The organism is Streptomyces sp. NPDC088794, assembly GCF_044750545.1.
In the GTDB taxonomy this organism is placed as follows: domain Bacteria; phylum Actinomycetota; class Actinomycetes; order Streptomycetales; family Streptomycetaceae; genus Streptomyces.
Genome location: NZ_JBIVKB010000001.1, coordinates 370,889 through 385,392 on the forward strand (window position 1 = coordinate 370,889; position 14,504 = coordinate 385,392).

General features: G+C 72.0%; 13 protein-coding genes. 9 read left to right on the forward strand and 4 right to left on the reverse strand.

The window, feature by feature from the left end:
• Nucleotides 1-2: 2 nt before the first annotated feature.
• Together ACIP6U_RS01780 and ACIP6U_RS01785 are read right to left on the reverse strand one after the other, a co-directional pair.
• Nucleotides 3-956, reverse strand: coding sequence for a YihY/virulence factor BrkB family protein (locus tag ACIP6U_RS01780; RefSeq protein ID WP_401711402.1), 954 nt, complete (start codon nucleotides 954-956; stop codon nucleotides 3-5).
• Complete coding sequence (locus tag ACIP6U_RS01785; RefSeq protein ID WP_401711405.1) at nucleotides 957-2,714, reverse strand: diacylglycerol kinase family protein; 1,758 nt, start codon at nucleotides 2,712-2,714, stop codon at nucleotides 957-959. It abuts the gene before it with no gap.
• A gap of 244 nt (nucleotides 2,715-2,958) precedes the next feature.
• Between ACIP6U_RS01785 and ACIP6U_RS01790 the strand changes: the two genes are divergently transcribed.
• On the forward strand, nucleotides 2,959-3,507 hold the full coding sequence (locus ACIP6U_RS01790) for a putative immunity protein (RefSeq protein WP_401711408.1): 549 nt from the start codon (nucleotides 2,959-2,961) through the stop codon (nucleotides 3,505-3,507).
• Between the two features lie 18 nt (nucleotides 3,508-3,525).
• On the opposite strand, the gene ACIP6U_RS01795 is transcribed toward ACIP6U_RS01790, so the two are convergent.
• Nucleotides 3,526-4,914, reverse strand: coding sequence for a glycoside hydrolase family 43 protein (locus tag ACIP6U_RS01795; RefSeq protein WP_401711411.1), 1,389 nt, complete (start codon nucleotides 4,912-4,914; stop codon nucleotides 3,526-3,528).
• Between the two features lie 243 nt (nucleotides 4,915-5,157).
• On the opposite strand from ACIP6U_RS01795, the gene ACIP6U_RS01800 reads away from it, so the two are divergent.
• From ACIP6U_RS01800 to ACIP6U_RS01815, 4 genes are all read left to right on the forward strand, one after another.
• Entirely contained in the window at nucleotides 5,158-6,582 is a 1,425-nt protein-coding gene (locus ACIP6U_RS01800; protein WP_401711413.1) for an amidase, read from the forward strand.
• Nucleotides 6,583-6,645: 63 nt separating this feature from the next.
• A complete protein-coding gene (locus ACIP6U_RS01805) occupies nucleotides 6,646-6,864 on the forward strand; it encodes a hypothetical protein (RefSeq protein WP_401711415.1) in 219 nt (72 codons plus the stop codon).
• Between the two features lie 138 nt (nucleotides 6,865-7,002).
• The gene (locus ACIP6U_RS01810; protein WP_401711418.1) at nucleotides 7,003-8,415 is read left to right on the forward strand and encodes a flotillin family protein; all 1,413 of its coding nucleotides are present in this window, start codon (nucleotides 7,003-7,005) and stop codon (nucleotides 8,413-8,415) included.
• A gap of 98 nt (nucleotides 8,416-8,513) precedes the next feature.
• The gene (locus ACIP6U_RS01815) at nucleotides 8,514-8,960 is read left to right on the forward strand and encodes a type II toxin-antitoxin system PemK/MazF family toxin (RefSeq protein ID WP_401711420.1); all 447 of its coding nucleotides are present in this window, start codon (nucleotides 8,514-8,516) and stop codon (nucleotides 8,958-8,960) included.
• A gap of 10 nt (nucleotides 8,961-8,970) precedes the next feature.
• Here the strand turns inward: ACIP6U_RS01815 and ACIP6U_RS01820 are convergent, their stop codons facing one another.
• Complete coding sequence (locus ACIP6U_RS01820) at nucleotides 8,971-9,795, reverse strand: TIGR02452 family protein (protein WP_401711423.1); 825 nt, start codon at nucleotides 9,793-9,795, stop codon at nucleotides 8,971-8,973.
• Nucleotides 9,796-10,087: 292 nt separating this feature from the next.
• Between ACIP6U_RS01820 and egtA the strand changes: the two genes are divergently transcribed.
• Genes egtA through egtD form a run of 4 tightly spaced genes read left to right on the forward strand, consistent with a single transcriptional unit; the run spans nucleotide 10,088 to nucleotide 14,452 of the window.
• On the forward strand, nucleotides 10,088-11,389 hold the full coding sequence (gene egtA, locus ACIP6U_RS01825; RefSeq protein WP_401711425.1) for an ergothioneine biosynthesis glutamate--cysteine ligase EgtA: 1,302 nt from the start codon (nucleotides 10,088-10,090) through the stop codon (nucleotides 11,387-11,389).
• Nucleotides 11,386-12,702, forward strand: coding sequence for an ergothioneine biosynthesis protein EgtB (gene egtB, locus ACIP6U_RS01830; RefSeq protein WP_401711428.1), 1,317 nt, complete (start codon nucleotides 11,386-11,388; stop codon nucleotides 12,700-12,702). The genes egtA and egtB overlap by 4 nt, the downstream gene beginning before the upstream one ends.
• Entirely contained in the window at nucleotides 12,702-13,493 is a 792-nt protein-coding gene (egtC, locus tag ACIP6U_RS01835; protein ID WP_401711430.1) for an ergothioneine biosynthesis protein EgtC, read from the forward strand. Before egtB ends, egtC begins: the two co-directional genes overlap by 1 nt.
• Nucleotides 13,490-14,452 (forward strand): L-histidine N(alpha)-methyltransferase, encoded by a 963-nt coding sequence (gene egtD / locus ACIP6U_RS01840; protein WP_401711432.1) that lies wholly within the window; start codon nucleotides 13,490-13,492, stop codon nucleotides 14,450-14,452. The genes egtC and egtD overlap by 4 nt, the downstream gene beginning before the upstream one ends.
• The last annotated feature ends 52 nt before the right edge of the window (nucleotides 14,453-14,504 follow it).

Below are 14,504 nucleotides of genomic sequence, written 5' to 3' on the forward strand. Positions count from 1 at the left end.
CCTCACACCCCCGGGTCGGCCGAGATCGGACCGGGCCGCCGCGCCCGCGAGGCCTCCAGCTGCGCGGCGAACGACAGCCCCAGGAAGAGGGCGATGGAGGTCAGGTAGGCCCACAGCAGCAGCGACATGAAGGCGCTGAGCGGCCCGTAGATCGTGTCGAACGATCCGCTGATGCCCAGGTACAGGCTCAGCAACCAGGTCAGGACCATCCACAGCACGAGATACACGGCGGCGCCGAAGGCCAGCCAGGTGTAGCCGGGCTGGCGGCGCCGGGGCGAGCGGCGGAAGATCGCGCTGGCCGAGAAGAGGGCGAGCAGGAAGCCGAAGGGCCAGCGCAGGATCTCGCAGAGGGTCCGCGCGCCGCCGTCGAGGTGGTACACCGTCACCGCCGCTGCGGCGATGTCACCGCCGGCCACCATCACGATGAACCCGACCCCGAGCGGGATCCCGGCGCTGAGGGACATCACGAGGCCGCGCAGGTACTTCTGGTGGAAGGGGCGGTCGCGTTCGTTGCCGTAGATCCGGTTGGCGCCGCGTTCGATCTGGCACATCGCGGTGGTGACGTTGACCAGGGAGAAGAGCAGGCCGAACCAGAGGGCGATCTCGTCGCCGTCGCCCGCGCTGTGCCGGCTGCGGTCCAGTGCGTCGTCGACGACGTCGGCGCTGGGTCCCTGCGCGAGCCGGTGGATGGTCAGTTCGGCGAGTCGGCCGATGTTCTCCGTGTGCAGCGCGGTGGACAGCCCGACGAAGGCGATGGCCAGCGGGATCACCGACAGCACGGTCTGCAGGGCGAGCGCCCGGGAGTGGCTGAAGCCGTCGGCGTAGCGGAACCGCACGAAGGAGTCGCGCAGGAGCGGCCAGCGGCCGTAGCGGCGCAGCGAGGTCAGCGCCTCGTCGGCGGAGAGGTCGTCGCCGCTCATGTCGCGGGTCTCGGGGACCTTGGTGGCGGTGCCCATTCACTTCTCCCGGGTGGGCAGCAGGACGGTGAGCGCGCCGGGCCTGACCTCGGCGGACAGACGCCGGCCGTGGGAGACCGGGTCGCCGTCGAGTTCTCTCGACTGCGGTGCGGCGAAGGCGAGTTCGGCCCGGCGGAAGGTGAAGAACTCCACCGGTACGCCCTTCTTGCCGGTGCCGTCGGGGGCGGGCGTGTCCACGGTCGTGGGCCTTGGGGTGTGCCGGTGCCCGCGCATCAGGATGCCGACGGCGCGCATCCAGCCGCCGGGGCCGCGCGGGTCGAGGATGAGCAGATCGAGCCGTCCGTCGTCGGGGCGGGCCGCCGGGACGAGGGTCAAACCGCCTTGTACGGTCCCGACGTTGGCGAGGAGCACCATCCGGGCCGTGCGGTGCAGGACGGGCCCGTCGTCGAGCCGGACCGTCAGCCGCATCCGGGGTGTGCGCAGGGTGCCGATGGTGGCGAGGACATAGGCGGGCCAGCCGACGGCGGACTTGGCGCGGTCGTCGGTGTGTTCCAGCATCGCGGCGTCGAGCCCGGCTCCGGACATCGCCGCGAAGTGGGTGGGAGCGAGTCCGTCGCCCTCGATGCGGCCGAGGTCGAGGCGGTGCGGGGTGCCGGACAGCGCCGCGTCGAGGGCGGTCGCGGGGGCGAGCGGCAGGCCGAGGTTGCGGGCCAGCAGGTTGCCGGTACCGCAGGGCACCACGACGAGCGGTACGCCGGTGCCGGCCAGGGCGTCGGCGGCCGCCCTGATGGTGCCGTCACCGCCGCACACCACGACCAGTGCCGCTCCGTCACGGACGGCGCCGGCCGCCTGTCCCGTCCCGGGGTCTTCGGCGGTGGTCTCGATGAACTCCGGTGCGCGGTGGCCGTGTTGTTCGAGGATCCGCCGCAGCTTCTCGCGGTCGGCCTCACCGGTCACCGTCGGGTTGAAGATCACGGCGGTACTGCCGGGCGCGCACTCCTCTACACCGGCGGCGGCCTCGACGTGCCCGCTGCGCGGCGAGGGTACGGCGGCCACGGACCCGTCGGTGAACAGGGCCCGCCAGACGATCGCCAGGGACAGGGCGCCGTTGGCCATGCCGCCGATCACGTCCGTGGGATGGTGCATGCCCCGGTAGAGCCGGGAGACGCCGACGATCAGCGGCACCAGGAACAGCAGCCCGGCCAGCGGCCACCGCCACGGCCTGCGGACCCGGGACAGCACGAGGACCCCGAGTCCGGCGTAGAGCGCGGTGGCCGCGCCGGTGTGGCCGGAGGTGTAACTGGACGTCGGCGGCGAGGCGTCGAGCCGGTCCACGTCCGGGCGGGTGCGGTCCACCGACTCGGTGACGACCAGGAACACCAGCGCCTGCAGCGAGACGGCGACGGCGAGAAAGACCGCCTGCCGCCACATCGGCAGCCGGGGTACGAGCAGCAGGGCCACGCAGGTGACCAGGGTGACGGCAATGACCGTGAGGGTGTTGCCCGCCTCCGAGCCGACGTAGGACAGCGAGGTGAGCGGCCCCGTACGGATCCTCTCGAACCCCTCGTTGACGTGATCCTCGACCGTCAGCGGCCACACGTGCCGGGCGGGGCCCGTGATCAGGAGCCCCAACCCCACGACCAGAACGGCCTGGCAGACGGTCAGCGACCCGATCCGGGCCGCGGTGATGCCGGTGCCACGGGGCAGGACGGGAGACCGGCCCGAGCGGCCCGACCGGACCGCTCCGGCCCCGTCCCCGGTCGCTCCTGCGGCTCTTCCCGGTGTGGCGATCGGCATCGGGGCTCCCACGGGTCTGCGCCTCGCGGCGGTCCTCGGCGGGTGCCGTCCGCACCCGATGAACCCGCGTGTGCCCCCGATGCGGCCGCGCAGACGCTCGGTGGTGCGGGAATCCACCGATCAGCGCCCTCGACCGTGCACGGAAGGGACCGGTGGGACGAGCGACGGCAGTGCGCGATCCCGACGACCGCGATCCTCGATGCGGTGACCGCTCGGCGACAATGACCGGATGGAAGAGGGAGCGATGGCAGGGGATACGAGCGAGATCGTTCTGAGCAGACAGGATCTCCGTGAGGTCGCCGGGTTCGCCGCGGCGTGTGCGGAAGCGGTGCTCGAGGTCTTCGAGACCGATCAGCCGGACGACCCGCGCCCGCGAGAGGCTGTCCGTGCCGCGTGGGAGTTCGCTCGGGGCGGCGAACGCGGCAAGTCCCTGCGGGACACGGCGTCGGCGGCCCTCAAGGCGGCCAAGAGCGCGCAGACCGCGGCCGCCCGCGAGGCGGCATGGGCGGCCATGTCCGCGGCGGGCGCCGCATACCTGCATCCCCTGGCCAAGGCCACCCAGGTCAAGCACATCCTCGGAGCCGGCGCCTACGCGGCCAGAGCGGCCGAACTCGTCGCCGATGACGATCAGCGGGCCGGCGCCGAGTTCCTCGATCAGGTGGTACGCCGTGCGACACCGGTCGTCGTCGACGTACTCAAACGCTTCCCGGCCGCGCCCGACGGCGGCGGACGGGTCGGGGAGTTGATCCGCGCACTGGACGCCGACCTTCGCTCGCTCACCCTCACCGAGTGATCCCTTCCGCGTGTTCGCTCACGCCCAGGCGGTCACCGGCACGAATGAGCTGTCCGACCTGAACAGGTCCGTTCCGTCCGTCAGTTCCACGCGTAGTTGGTAGTTGTAGTGCCGTAGGTAGTACCCGGGGTAGTTGTACGACTCGAAGCGGACGGCGGTCGATGACGTGCCCGTGCGGGCTGTGAATGTGACGTCCTTGGCGAACGTCGATGTGCCGTCGTTGGCGTCGAAGCGGGCGCGGAAGTCGTAGTGGCGGAGGTAGTTGCCGGCGGCGTCCCGGAAGGAGAAGGCGTTGGAGTCCGCCAGGCCGGGGACGACCGTGAACGTGGATGCCTGCTTTTCGGCGGTGGTGCCGGCGGCGGTGACCACGGGGAGGTTGAGCAGGGCGGACTGTTCCTGCCAGTAGCGGGTGGTGTAGTTGGCGGACTGGAGGGATCGGGAGACGTTCGTGGCGAGGGTCGGGCCGCCCGAGACCGTCTCCTTGATGACCGTGAAGTGGCGGGCCGTGCCGGACACGGACGGGAGAGCCTTCGGGGCGGACCACGTGGCGAACGTGTCGTAGCTGTCGCTGTAGTAGTAGGTGCCGTCGCCGTACCCGTCGAAGAAGATCCGCCAGGCGCCGTTGTCGAGTTGGATGACCGACGGGCCCTCGCGGTAGCTGCCCCAGCCGGCCCAGTCGCCGGTCCTCGAGATCGTGTAGGGGCCGTTGAGGCTGGCGGCCGTGCCGTACTCGATGTACTTCGCCGTCTCGTTCTTGGTGAAGGCGTGGTAGGTCGAGCCGACCTTCACGATGTACGTGTCGATGTGGTTGGCGCCGATGCCGGACAGCGCGACCGGTGAACTCCAGCCCGTGAGCGCCGAGTTGGTGGCCCTGAGCCGGTACGGCGTGAAGATCCACTCGTCGCTGGTGAGCGAGCAGGACACGATGACGTTCACGCTGCCGTCGCTGTCGACGAACCACTCCGGCGCCCATGCCCGGGACAGGCCGCTGATCGGGACCGTGTAGTCGTACAGGAACGTCCAGTTGGCCCGGTCGGCGCTGCGCGCGAAGCCGATGGTGGTGGAGACGTCCTGCCAGGTGTGCGTGGTGTAGGTGACGTAGTAGTAGCCGTCGGCGTGCTTGAAGACGCTCGCGTCGCGGATCCTGTTGCCGGGCGGCGTGTAGGCGGAGGCCTTCAGGAGCCGGAAGTCGGTGGCGTCGTCGGACTGGTAGACGTTCACCGTCCCGTCGTTGCTGTTCAAGAACGGCACGATGGTGTACCGCGTCGCGGAACCGCTCGCCGGGGCGGCGGCCAGGGCCGTGCCGAGGAGACCGGGGACTTCGCCCAGGACCAGCGCCGAGGCGGGCAGGGCGGCCATCGCGCGCAGCAGGGTGCGGCGGGAGGGAGTGGCGGGGCTGTGCGACATGGACGGCTCCCTTATGTCCGCTATTTCGAACACAGTTCGGTAAGTCGGTCAGAAGGTAAGGGTGGGGCAGGTGCACGTCAATGGATTGAGCATGGCTGGATGTCCTCTGTGTGAATCCTGTGTTGCACCTTCAACTCCGCCCGTCACAAAGGACGTTCGACATCCCGTACCGCATCTCGCACCACCCCGCCGCGTCGGACGTTACTGTTCGGTAGACCGCGCCGCGCTTCCGGAGGTGCCCCCATGACGCTCGACCGTTCCGCAGGCCTCGCCGAGTCCGCCCGTGCGCTGGCCGCCGGGGAGGTGACCGCCCGGACACTGGTCGAACAGGCGCTGGCCCGGATCGAGGCCACACAGCCGACCCTCAACGCCTTCCGGATCGTGCGGAGTCGGGCCGCGCTCGCCGAAGCCGACGCCGCCGACAAGGAGTTGGCCGCAGGGGTGCGCAAGCCGCTGCTCGGTGTGCCGGTGGCCGTCAAGGACGACACGGACGTGGCCGGCGAGCCGACCGCGTTCGGCTGCGCGGGCGAGTTCCCGCCGGCCGCCCAGGACGGTGAGGCCGTACGGCGGTTGCGGGCGGCCGGGGCCATCGTCATCGGCAAGACCAACACCTGCGAGCTGGGGCAGTGGCCCTTCACCGAGGGGCCCGCGTTCGGCGCGACCCGCAACCCCTGGCACCCGGAGCACTCCCCCGGCGGCTCCTCGGGCGGGTCGGCCGCCGCCGTCGCCGCCGGTCTCGTGCCCGCCGCGCTCGGCTCGGACGGCGCCGGATCGGTACGGATCCCCGCCTCCTGGACCCACCTCGTCGGCATCAAGCCGCAGCGCGGCCGCATCTCCACCTGGCCGCGCGGCGAGTCCTTCCAGGGCATCACCGTCAACGGCACACTCGCCCGCACGGTCGCCGACGCCGCCCTCCTGCTCGACGCGGCGAGCGGCAACCACGCGCGCGACCCGCACCGGCCGGAGACCATCAACGCCTCCGAGGCCGCGGCACGCGAACCCGGGCGGCTGCGCATCGCGCTCTCCCTCAAGCCGCCCTTCACCGCCCTGCCCGCCCGCCTCCGACCGGAGGTACGCGCCCGGGTGCTCCAACTCGCCGAGCGCATCAGCGCGTTGGGGCACATCGTCGAGGAGGCCGACCCCCCGTACGGCCAGATCGGGCTCGCCTTCCTCCCCCGCGCCACCGTCGGCCTCGCCGAACGCGTCCGCGAGGCGCCGCACCCCGCGCTCCTGGACCGCCGCACCCGCGACGCCGCCCGGCTGGGCCGACTGCTCGGCGGGGCACCGCTGCGGGCGGCCCGGCGCGCGGAGACGGTCCAGCACCGCCGTATCGGCGGGTTCTTCGGGTCGTACGACGTGATCCTCGCGCCGACCACGGCCGCTCCCCCACCGCGCGTCGGCGCGATGCTGCCGCTGAGCGGATTCGCGACGGACCGCGCGATGATCGCCGCCTGTCCCTACGCGTGGCCGTGGAACGTGCTGGGCTGGCCCGGGGTCAACGTCCCGGCCGGGTTCGTCGAGGGCGGCCTGCCCGTCGGTGCGCAGTTGCTCGGACCGGCGGGTTCCGAGCCGCTGTTGATCTCGCTCGCCGCGCAACTGGAGGCGGAGCTGCGCTGGCACGAGGCGTGGCCGCCGCAGGAGGCGCACACGGACTCCCCGGCCGTATAGGCGAGTTGGGGCCGTTCCGTGTGGCCGGGTCCGTCCCCCGTGGCCTGCCCGTACCCTGTGACCATGGACGATGTGTCGTTGGTCGGGCTCATGGGGCGGGTCACCGGGACGGTGGGCCCCGGGCTCGTCGGCGAGGTGATCGTCCGGGTGCGCGGCGGGGCCGAGCACTTCCTCGCGTACGCCGCCACGGGGACCGACCGGATCGAGCAGGGCACGGTCGTCATGGTCGTCGAGCATCTGCCGCCCAGGACGGTCTACGTAACAGCCGCGTACGACAGTTGAGCGTGCTCCGCCCCAGGTGAGAGCCTTACGCGTCAAGATGGCAACAAGGAAAGGCCGTCGTCTTCTCCCTTGCGCGGGACAGGCGCACACTCCCTTCGTTCGGTGCTTCAAGTGCACCATCAAAAGGGGGCGTTGCCGATGGTTGTCGGCGTCGTTGCGGGGGTGGCGGTTGTCGCCGCCCTCGTACTTATCGGTCTGTTCAAGTCGATGTGGCGGGTCGCGGAGCCGAACGAGGCACTCATCATCTCGGGCTCCAAACACCGTACCGAAGGCCTCGAGCCGGGCATGGGATTCCGCATCGTCACGGGGCGCGGCACGCTGGTGCTGCCCGGCGTGCAAGCGGTGCGCAAGCTCTCCCTCGACCTGAACGAGACAGAACTGCACGTGGACTGCGTGACCTCCCAGGGCATTCCGCTCAAGGTGCGGGGCGTGGTCATCTTCAAGGTCGGCGACGACTTCGTGTCGATCGCCAACGCGGGCCGTCGTTTCCTCGATCAGCAGAAGTTGATGTCGGAGCGGGTGCACAACGTCTTCGCCGGTCATGTCCGGTCCATCGTGGGCGGGTTGACGGTCGAGGACATGATCCGCGACCGGGACAAGCTCACGGGGCAGACCCGGGCCGCCTGCGGTACGGAGATGGAGAAGCTGGGTCTGATCGTGGACTCGTTGCAGATCCATGAGATCGAGGACCCGACCGGGTACATCAAGAACCTGGCCATGCCGCACGCGGCGGCCGTGCAGCGGGACGCGCGGATCGCGCAGGCGGAGGCGAACCGGCGCGCCACGGAGGCGGAGCAGGCCTCGTTCGCGCGGATGGCGGAGGCCACCCGCGACAGCGAGATCCTCCAGGCCGGCTACCAGGCCGAGCGGGACAAGGCGGCGGCGGAGGCGCGGCAGGCCGGTCCGCTCGCGGACGCGGCGGCCCGGCAGCAGGTCGTGGTCCAGGAGACTCGGGTCGCCGAACTCGAGGCGCAGCGGCGGGAACAGCAGCTCCAGGTGGACGTCCGCAAGCCGGCGGACGCGAAGGCCTACGAGAAGCGCACCCTCGCCGAGGGCGAGCGCGACGCCCGGATCTCGGGGGCCGAGGCCAAGGCGAGGGAGACGGAACTGGCGGCCGCCGCCGAGGCGACCCGGGTCAGGGCGACCGGTGAGGCCGAGGCGGCCGCCGTGCAGGCGAAGGGTCTCGCGGCGGCCGAGGCCACCAGGGCCAAGGGGCTCGCCAAGGCGGAGGCCATCAAGGCCCGGGCCGCGGCCCTCGCCGAGAACCAGGAGGCCGTGGTCGCCCAGCAACTCGCCGAGAACTGGCCGGAGATCGTGCGGGCGGGCGCGTCCGCCTTCGGCAACGTCGACAACATGGTCGTCCTCAACGGGGCGGACGGCCTGGCCGACATGCTCGCCAAGGCGCTCACCATGGGCGGCACCGGGCTCGGTCTGGCCCGGCAGCTGCTCGCCACGATGAACCAGAACGGGCAGGCCCCGAACGGGACTTCGGCCCTGAACGGCGGCACCACACCGCCGGCGCAGAAGGTGCCGGTGGACAAGGAGGCATAAGGGGGCACAGGGGAACGGGGGCGGGTGAGCGGCGCGATCGTGATCCCGACAGCGTGCCCGGGGGCCCTCTTCACGGAGGGCCCCTCTACGCTGCCTCCGTGACTGCGCATACCGATGAGAACGTCCCCGGCCGTTCCGGCCCGACCGCCACCACCGAGGCCGATGCCCGCAAGGTGGGCCGCGTCCGCACCGAGTACGCCCCCGCGCACGACGGCGACCCCGACCCGGGGGAGATCGTCTGGACCTGGGTGCCCTTCGAAGAGAACGACGGCCGCGGCAAGGACCGTCCCGTGCTCGTCGTCGCCCGCGAGGCCGCCGGCACGCTGCTGGCCGTACAGCTCTCCAGCAAGCGGCACGACGGCGACCGCGAGTGGGTGGCGATCGGCAGCGGACCGTGGGACAGCTCCGGACGGGACTCGTGGGTCGACGTCGACCGGGTGCTGCGCCTGCACGAGCAGGGCATGCGCCGCGAGGCCTGCGCGCTGGACCGCGGCCGGTTCAACCTCGTACGCAACCGTCTCGCGGAGCGCTACGGCTGGAGCTGACGCCCAAGGGCTACAGCTGGAGCTGACGCTCCGGAAAAGCCCGTACGAACGCCGCTCGGACCGCATGCCCCGGTGTGCGGTCCAGGATTCCGAACACCACGTGCTGGAAGGTCCCCGCGAACCGGCCGTCGGGGCCGAGCAGCGCGCGGAAGGCGCCCGCCACCTGCGCCGGGTCGTTCTGGAAGACCCCGCAGCCCCAGGCGCCGAGGACCAGGCGCCGGTAGCCCTGGGCGGCGGCCGTCTCGAGGACCCGCTCGGCGCGGGTCGCGAGGGCGGCCGGCAGGTCGGCGGTCCGCTCGGGTGCCCGCTGCTTGATGACGCCCGCGTTCGGTGCCGCGGCGGTCAGGAAGTCCGTCGTGTACGGCTCGTCCAGCAGACTGCCGCGGTCGTCGCGGAAGACGGGGACGGCCGGTGAGTGGATGACGCGGTCCGTGTAGAACGGGTCGCGGTCGGCGCGGTGGTGGTCGTAGAACTCCCGGGCCTGAAGCAGGCAGGTGTACAGCGCGGAGGCGCGGCACAGGGCCTCCTCCTGCGCCTGGGCGCCCTTCAGGAAACCGCCGCCCGGATTGCGGGCCGAGGCGAAGTTCAGGACGGCCGCGTCGCCGCCGAGCCTGCGGGCGGCCTCCAGGCTGCTCTCGCCGGTCACCTCGAAGTGGGTGTCGACCGGCGCGCTCGGGGGCACCCGTATGGACTCCGGCCCGTACATCCGCGTGCCGGCCCGGGCCGCCTCGATCGGCGCGGCCAGGGACACCTCGCGTCCGTCGGACGCCCGATACGAACCGGCCGCCACGATCTGCTCGGTCTGCTGGGCGAGACCGCGCAGGCGCGCGCTCATGGCGCCACCCCCGTGGGCGCCATCCTCGCGTGCCGTGCGCGTTCCCCCGTCGTACTCATGGACGAATCGTCGGTGATGCCGGTGGTGCTGCGCAACGGAGTTTTCCCGTTCCCGCAAACGCCCAGGAAAGCCTCAGCAAACAGCCGGAAGGGAAAGATTACCGAGCCGGAACGTGCCACTACGCACCCTTGTGCGATTCGACGCGAGGGTTTTGGCTGGGACGAGCGCCGCCTCCCGGAGGGCCTCTCCGCCGGGGTGGTGGCATGGTGGAATCTCCAGGAGGGATCCTGATATGTCCGATTCGGTGAGTGACTGTACGGAGAACCGCTCCGCAGTCACCGAGGCCGAGGTGGAGGCCCTGGTACGGGGCATCTGCTTCAAGACCGGCCCGCCCCGCACCATCGGGGTCGAAGTGGAATGGCTCGTCCACGAGCTGCGCATCCCGCAGCTCCCCGTGACACCCGAACGGCTCGAAGCGGCCTACGCCTCGCTGCGGACCGTTCCCCTGAAGTCGGCGCTCACCGTGGAGCCCGGCGGCCAGCTGGAACTGAGCTCGCCGCCCGCCGCCTCGCTGACGGAGTGCATCGCCACCGTCTCCGCCGACCTCGACGCCGTCCGCTCGGCTCTCGCCGAGCACGATCTCGGCCTTGTCGGCGTCGGCCAGGACCCATGGCACTCTCCACGCCGGTTCCTGCACGAGCCGCGCTACGACGCCATGGAGGCCTGCCTGGACCGTACGGGCCCGGCGGGCCGCGCCATGATGTGCACCACGGCCTCCGTACAGGTCTGCCTGGACGCCGGGCACGAGGAGCCGGGACCGCTCGGTCTCGGGCGGCGCTGGTGGCTGGCGCACCAGCTGGGCGCGGTCCTGGTGGCCGCCTTCGCCAACTCCCCGCTCGCCACCCGCCGGCCCACGGGCTGGCGCTCCACGAGGCAACTGGTGTGGACGGAGATCGGCCCGGGCCGTGCGGGCGGGCCCGCGCTGGACGGCGAACCGCGCGAGTCCTGGGCCCGGCACGTCCTGGACGCGCCGGTGATGTGCGTACGGCGGGGCGAGGGGCCGTGGGACGTACCGGAGGGGCTGACCTTCCGGGAGTGGACCAGGTCGGGGGCGCCGAGGCCGCCGACCAGGGAGGACCTCGACTACCACATCTCGACGCTGTTCCCGCCGGTCAGGCCGCGCGGTCATCTGGAGCTGCGCATGATCGACGCGCAGCCCGGCGACGACGGCTGGATCGTGCCGCTCGCCGTGACCGCGGCGCTCTTCGACGACCCGGAGGCCGCCGAGACCGCCTACCGCACGGTGAAGCCGCTGGCCGAGCGTGCCGTGGGGCGGCCCGCGCCGCACAACCCGCTGTGGCTGGACGCGGCCCGGTACGGCCTGGCCGACCCGGAGCTGCGGGAGGCGGCGGTGACCTGCTTCGTGGCGGCCCTTGAGGCCCTGCCCCGACTGGGCGCCGAAGCCTCCGTCACGGACGCGGTGGCCGCGTATCTCAACCGCTATGTCGTCCAGGGCCGTTGCCCCGCCGACGACCTGCTCGACCGCCTGCGCGGCACGGACAGCCGCGCCCTCGGGAAGGACATCCGCACATGACCGACCCCGCCCCCGATGCCGAGTCGCTCCGGGAACGGGCACTCACCACCCTGACCACCGCCCGGGAGCGCACCACGCTGCTGACCAGCTGCGTGGAGGACCCGGACCTGACCGCCCAGCACTCGCCGCTGATGTCGCCCCTGGTGTGGGACCTGGCGCACATCGGCAACCAGGAGGAGCTGTGGCTGCTGCGGGCCGTCGCCGGGCGCGAGGCGATGCGTCCCGAGATCGACGGCCTGTACGACGCCTTCGAGCATCCCCGCTCCGAACGCCCCTCGCTGCCGCTGCTGCCGCCCGCCGAGGCCCGCAGCTACGCGGCCGAGGTGCGCGGGCGGGTGATGGACGTGCTGGAGAGCGCCGACTTCCACGGCACGCGGCTCACGGAGGCGGGCTTCGCCTTCGGGATGGTCGCGCAGCACGAACAGCAGCACGACGAGACGATGCTGATCACCCATCAGCTCCGCACGGGCCCGCAGGCCCTCACCGCCCCGGACCCGGACCCGGTCCCGCTGTTCACCGGGCCGGCCGAAGTCCTCGTCCCCGGTGGCCCGTTCACCATGGGCACCTCCGACGAGCCGTGGGCGCTGGACAACGAACGCCCCGCGCACCGGCGCGAGGTGGCGCCCTTCTACATCGACACGACCCCCGTCACCAACGGCGCCTACCAGGCGTTCATCGAGGACGGCGGCTACGACACCGAGCGCTGGTGGGCACCCGAGGGCTGGGCGCACATCCGCCGCAACTCCGTGTACGCCCCGCTGTTCTGGCGCCGGGACGGCAAGCAGTGGCTGCGGCGCCGCTTCGGCGTCACCGAGGTGGTACCGCCGAACGAGCCGGTGCTGCACGTGAGTTGGTACGAGGCCGACGCGTACGCCCGCTGGGCCGGGCGCCGGCTGCCCACCGAGGCCGAGTGGGAGAAGGCGGCCCGCTACGATCCGGCGGGCGAACGCACCATGCGCTATCCGTGGGGCGACGCGGATCCGGCGCCCGAGCACGCCAACCTGGGCCAGCGGCATCTGCGCCCGGCCCCGGCGGGCAGCTATCCGGCGGGCGAGTCGCCGCTCGGAGTACGGCAGTTGATCGGCGACGTGTGGGAGTGGACGTCGAGCGACCTGACCCCGTATCCGGGGTTCGTGGCGTTCCCGTACAAGGAGTACTCGGAGGTGTTCTTCGGGCCGGAGTACAAGGTGCTGCGGGGCGGTTCGTTCGCCGTGGACGAGGTCGCCTGCCGGGGCACGTTCCGCAACTGGGACTACCCGATCCGGCGGCAGATCTTCTCCGGGTTCCGCACGGCCCGTACAGGAGACGTCTGATGTGCCGTCATCTGGCCTACGTGGGGCCGCCGGAGCCGCTGGGCCGGCTGCTGGTGGAGCCGGCGCACAGCCTGTACCGGCAGTCGTGGGAGCCGCGCCGGCAGCGGTACGGGACCGTCAACGCCGATGGTTTCGGAGTCGGTTGGTACGCCGATGGGGACCCGATGCCGGCCCGGTACCGACGGGCCGGGCCCATCTGGGCCGACCTGTCCTTCGCCGACCTGGCCCGGGTGGTCCGGTCGGGGGCGCTGCTCGCCGCCGTGCGGGACGCGACCGTGCCGGGTGCGGACGGGGAGGCCGCGGCGGCGCCGTTCACCGCGGGGCCCTGGCTGTTCAGCCACAACGGCGCCGTCAAGGGCTGGCCGGGTTCGCTCGCGCCGCTGGCGCGGAACCTGCCGGCCGTCGATCTGCTGTCGCTCGAGGCGCGCAACGACTCCGCTCTCGTATGGGAGTTGGTGCTCGCCCGGCTGCGCGGCGGCGACTCCATGGGCCAGGCGCTGACCGACGCGGTTCCGGAGATCGCCGCGGCGGCTCCGGGGTCCCGGCTGAACCTGCTGCTCACCGACGGCGCGACCATCGCCGCGACCGCCTGGGGCGACACCCTCTGGTACCTCGCCCGGCCCGGCCACAGCGTCGTCGTGGCGTCCGAGCCCTACGACGACGACACCCGGTGGCAGGAGGTCCCCGACCGCACCCTGCTCTCGGCGAGCCGCACCGAGGTGCTGCTCACCCCCCTCAAGGAGCCGAACGAGACGCCGGCTCCCGCACCGTCGAAGGAGCCGCGTTCGTGAGTCCCTTCCTTCTCACCCGCACCCTGCCCGAGGACGCCACCGAGGCCGCGCTGCGCGCCGACGTCCAGCGCGGCCTCACCGGCAGTCCCAAGACGCTGCCGCCGAAGTGGTTCTACGACGCGCACGGCAGCGACCTGTTCGAGCAGATCACCGAACTGCCCGAGTACTACCCGACCCGCGCCGAACGGGAGATCCTGATCGCCCGCTCCGGGGAGATCGCGGAGGCGACCGGGGCGCGCACGCTCGTCGAACTCGGCTCCGGCTCCTCGGAGAAGACGCGCTACCTGCTGGACGCGCTGACCGGCCTCGACACGTACATCCCGGTCGACGTCAGCGAGAGCGCGCTCACCCAGGCAGGCCAGGCGCTGATCGCCGAGCGCCCGGACCTCCAAGTGCACGCGCTGATCGCCGACTTCACCGCCTCGCTGACGCTGCCGGACGCGCCGGGCCCGCGGCTGGTCGCCTTCCTCGGCGGCACGATCGGCAATCTGCTCCCGGCCGAACGGGCCGTGTTCCTCGCCTCGATCCGCTCGCTGCTCTCCCCCGGTGACGCGCTGTTGCTCGGCACGGACCTGGTCAAGGACGAGGGCGTGCTGGTCCGGGCGTACGACGACGCGGCCGGGGTGACGGCCGCGTTCAACAAGAACGTCCTGACCGTGGTCAACCGCGAGCTGGACGCCGACTTCCACCCCGACGCCTTCGACCATGTCGCGCTGTGGGACGCCGAGAACGAGTGGATCGAGATGCGGCTGCGCTCGCGCACCGAGCAGACCGTGAAGATCCCCGCGCTCGACCTGGCCGTCGACTTCGGCGTCGACGAGGAGCTGCGCACCGAGATCTCGGCGAAGTTCCGGAAGGAGGGTGTGCGTGCCGAACTGTCCGCGGCCGGGCTGGAGTTGGCCCGCTGGTGGACGGACGACGAGGGCCGCTTCGCGCTGTCGCTGAGCGTGGCGACCTGAGTCGCCGCCGCTGAGCCCGGCGCGCTGAGCGGCCGGCCCCCGTCGTCCGAGT

What these genes read in the sequence shown, in the direction of transcription:
- ACIP6U_RS01800 (WP_401711413.1), top strand. Translation starts at nt 5,158, where the DNA reads ATGACGCTCGACCGTTCCGCAGGCCTCGCCGAGTCCGCCCGTGCGCTG.
- ACIP6U_RS01820 (WP_401711423.1), bottom strand. Translation starts at nt 9,795, where the DNA reads ATGAGCGCGCGCCTGCGCGGTCTCGCCCAGCAGACCGAGCAGATCGTG.
- ACIP6U_RS01780 (WP_401711402.1), bottom strand. Translation starts at nt 956, where the DNA reads ATGGGCACCGCCACCAAGGTCCCCGAGACCCGCGACATGAGCGGCGAC.
- egtC (WP_401711430.1), top strand. Translation starts at nt 12,702, where the DNA reads ATGTGCCGTCATCTGGCCTACGTGGGGCCGCCGGAGCCGCTGGGCCGG.
- egtB (WP_401711428.1), top strand. Translation starts at nt 11,386, where the DNA reads ATGACCGACCCCGCCCCCGATGCCGAGTCGCTCCGGGAACGGGCACTC.
- ACIP6U_RS01795 (WP_401711411.1), bottom strand. Translation starts at nt 4,914, where the DNA reads ATGTCGCACAGCCCCGCCACTCCCTCCCGCCGCACCCTGCTGCGCGCG.
- ACIP6U_RS01790 (WP_401711408.1), top strand. Translation starts at nt 2,959, where the DNA reads ATGGCAGGGGATACGAGCGAGATCGTTCTGAGCAGACAGGATCTCCGT.
- ACIP6U_RS01810 (WP_401711418.1), top strand. Translation starts at nt 7,003, where the DNA reads ATGGTTGTCGGCGTCGTTGCGGGGGTGGCGGTTGTCGCCGCCCTCGTA.
- ACIP6U_RS01785 (WP_401711405.1), bottom strand. Translation starts at nt 2,714, where the DNA reads ATGCCGATCGCCACACCGGGAAGAGCCGCAGGAGCGACCGGGGACGGG.
- ACIP6U_RS01805 (WP_401711415.1), top strand. Translation starts at nt 6,646, where the DNA reads ATGGACGATGTGTCGTTGGTCGGGCTCATGGGGCGGGTCACCGGGACG.
- egtA (WP_401711425.1), top strand. Translation starts at nt 10,088, where the DNA reads ATGTCCGATTCGGTGAGTGACTGTACGGAGAACCGCTCCGCAGTCACC.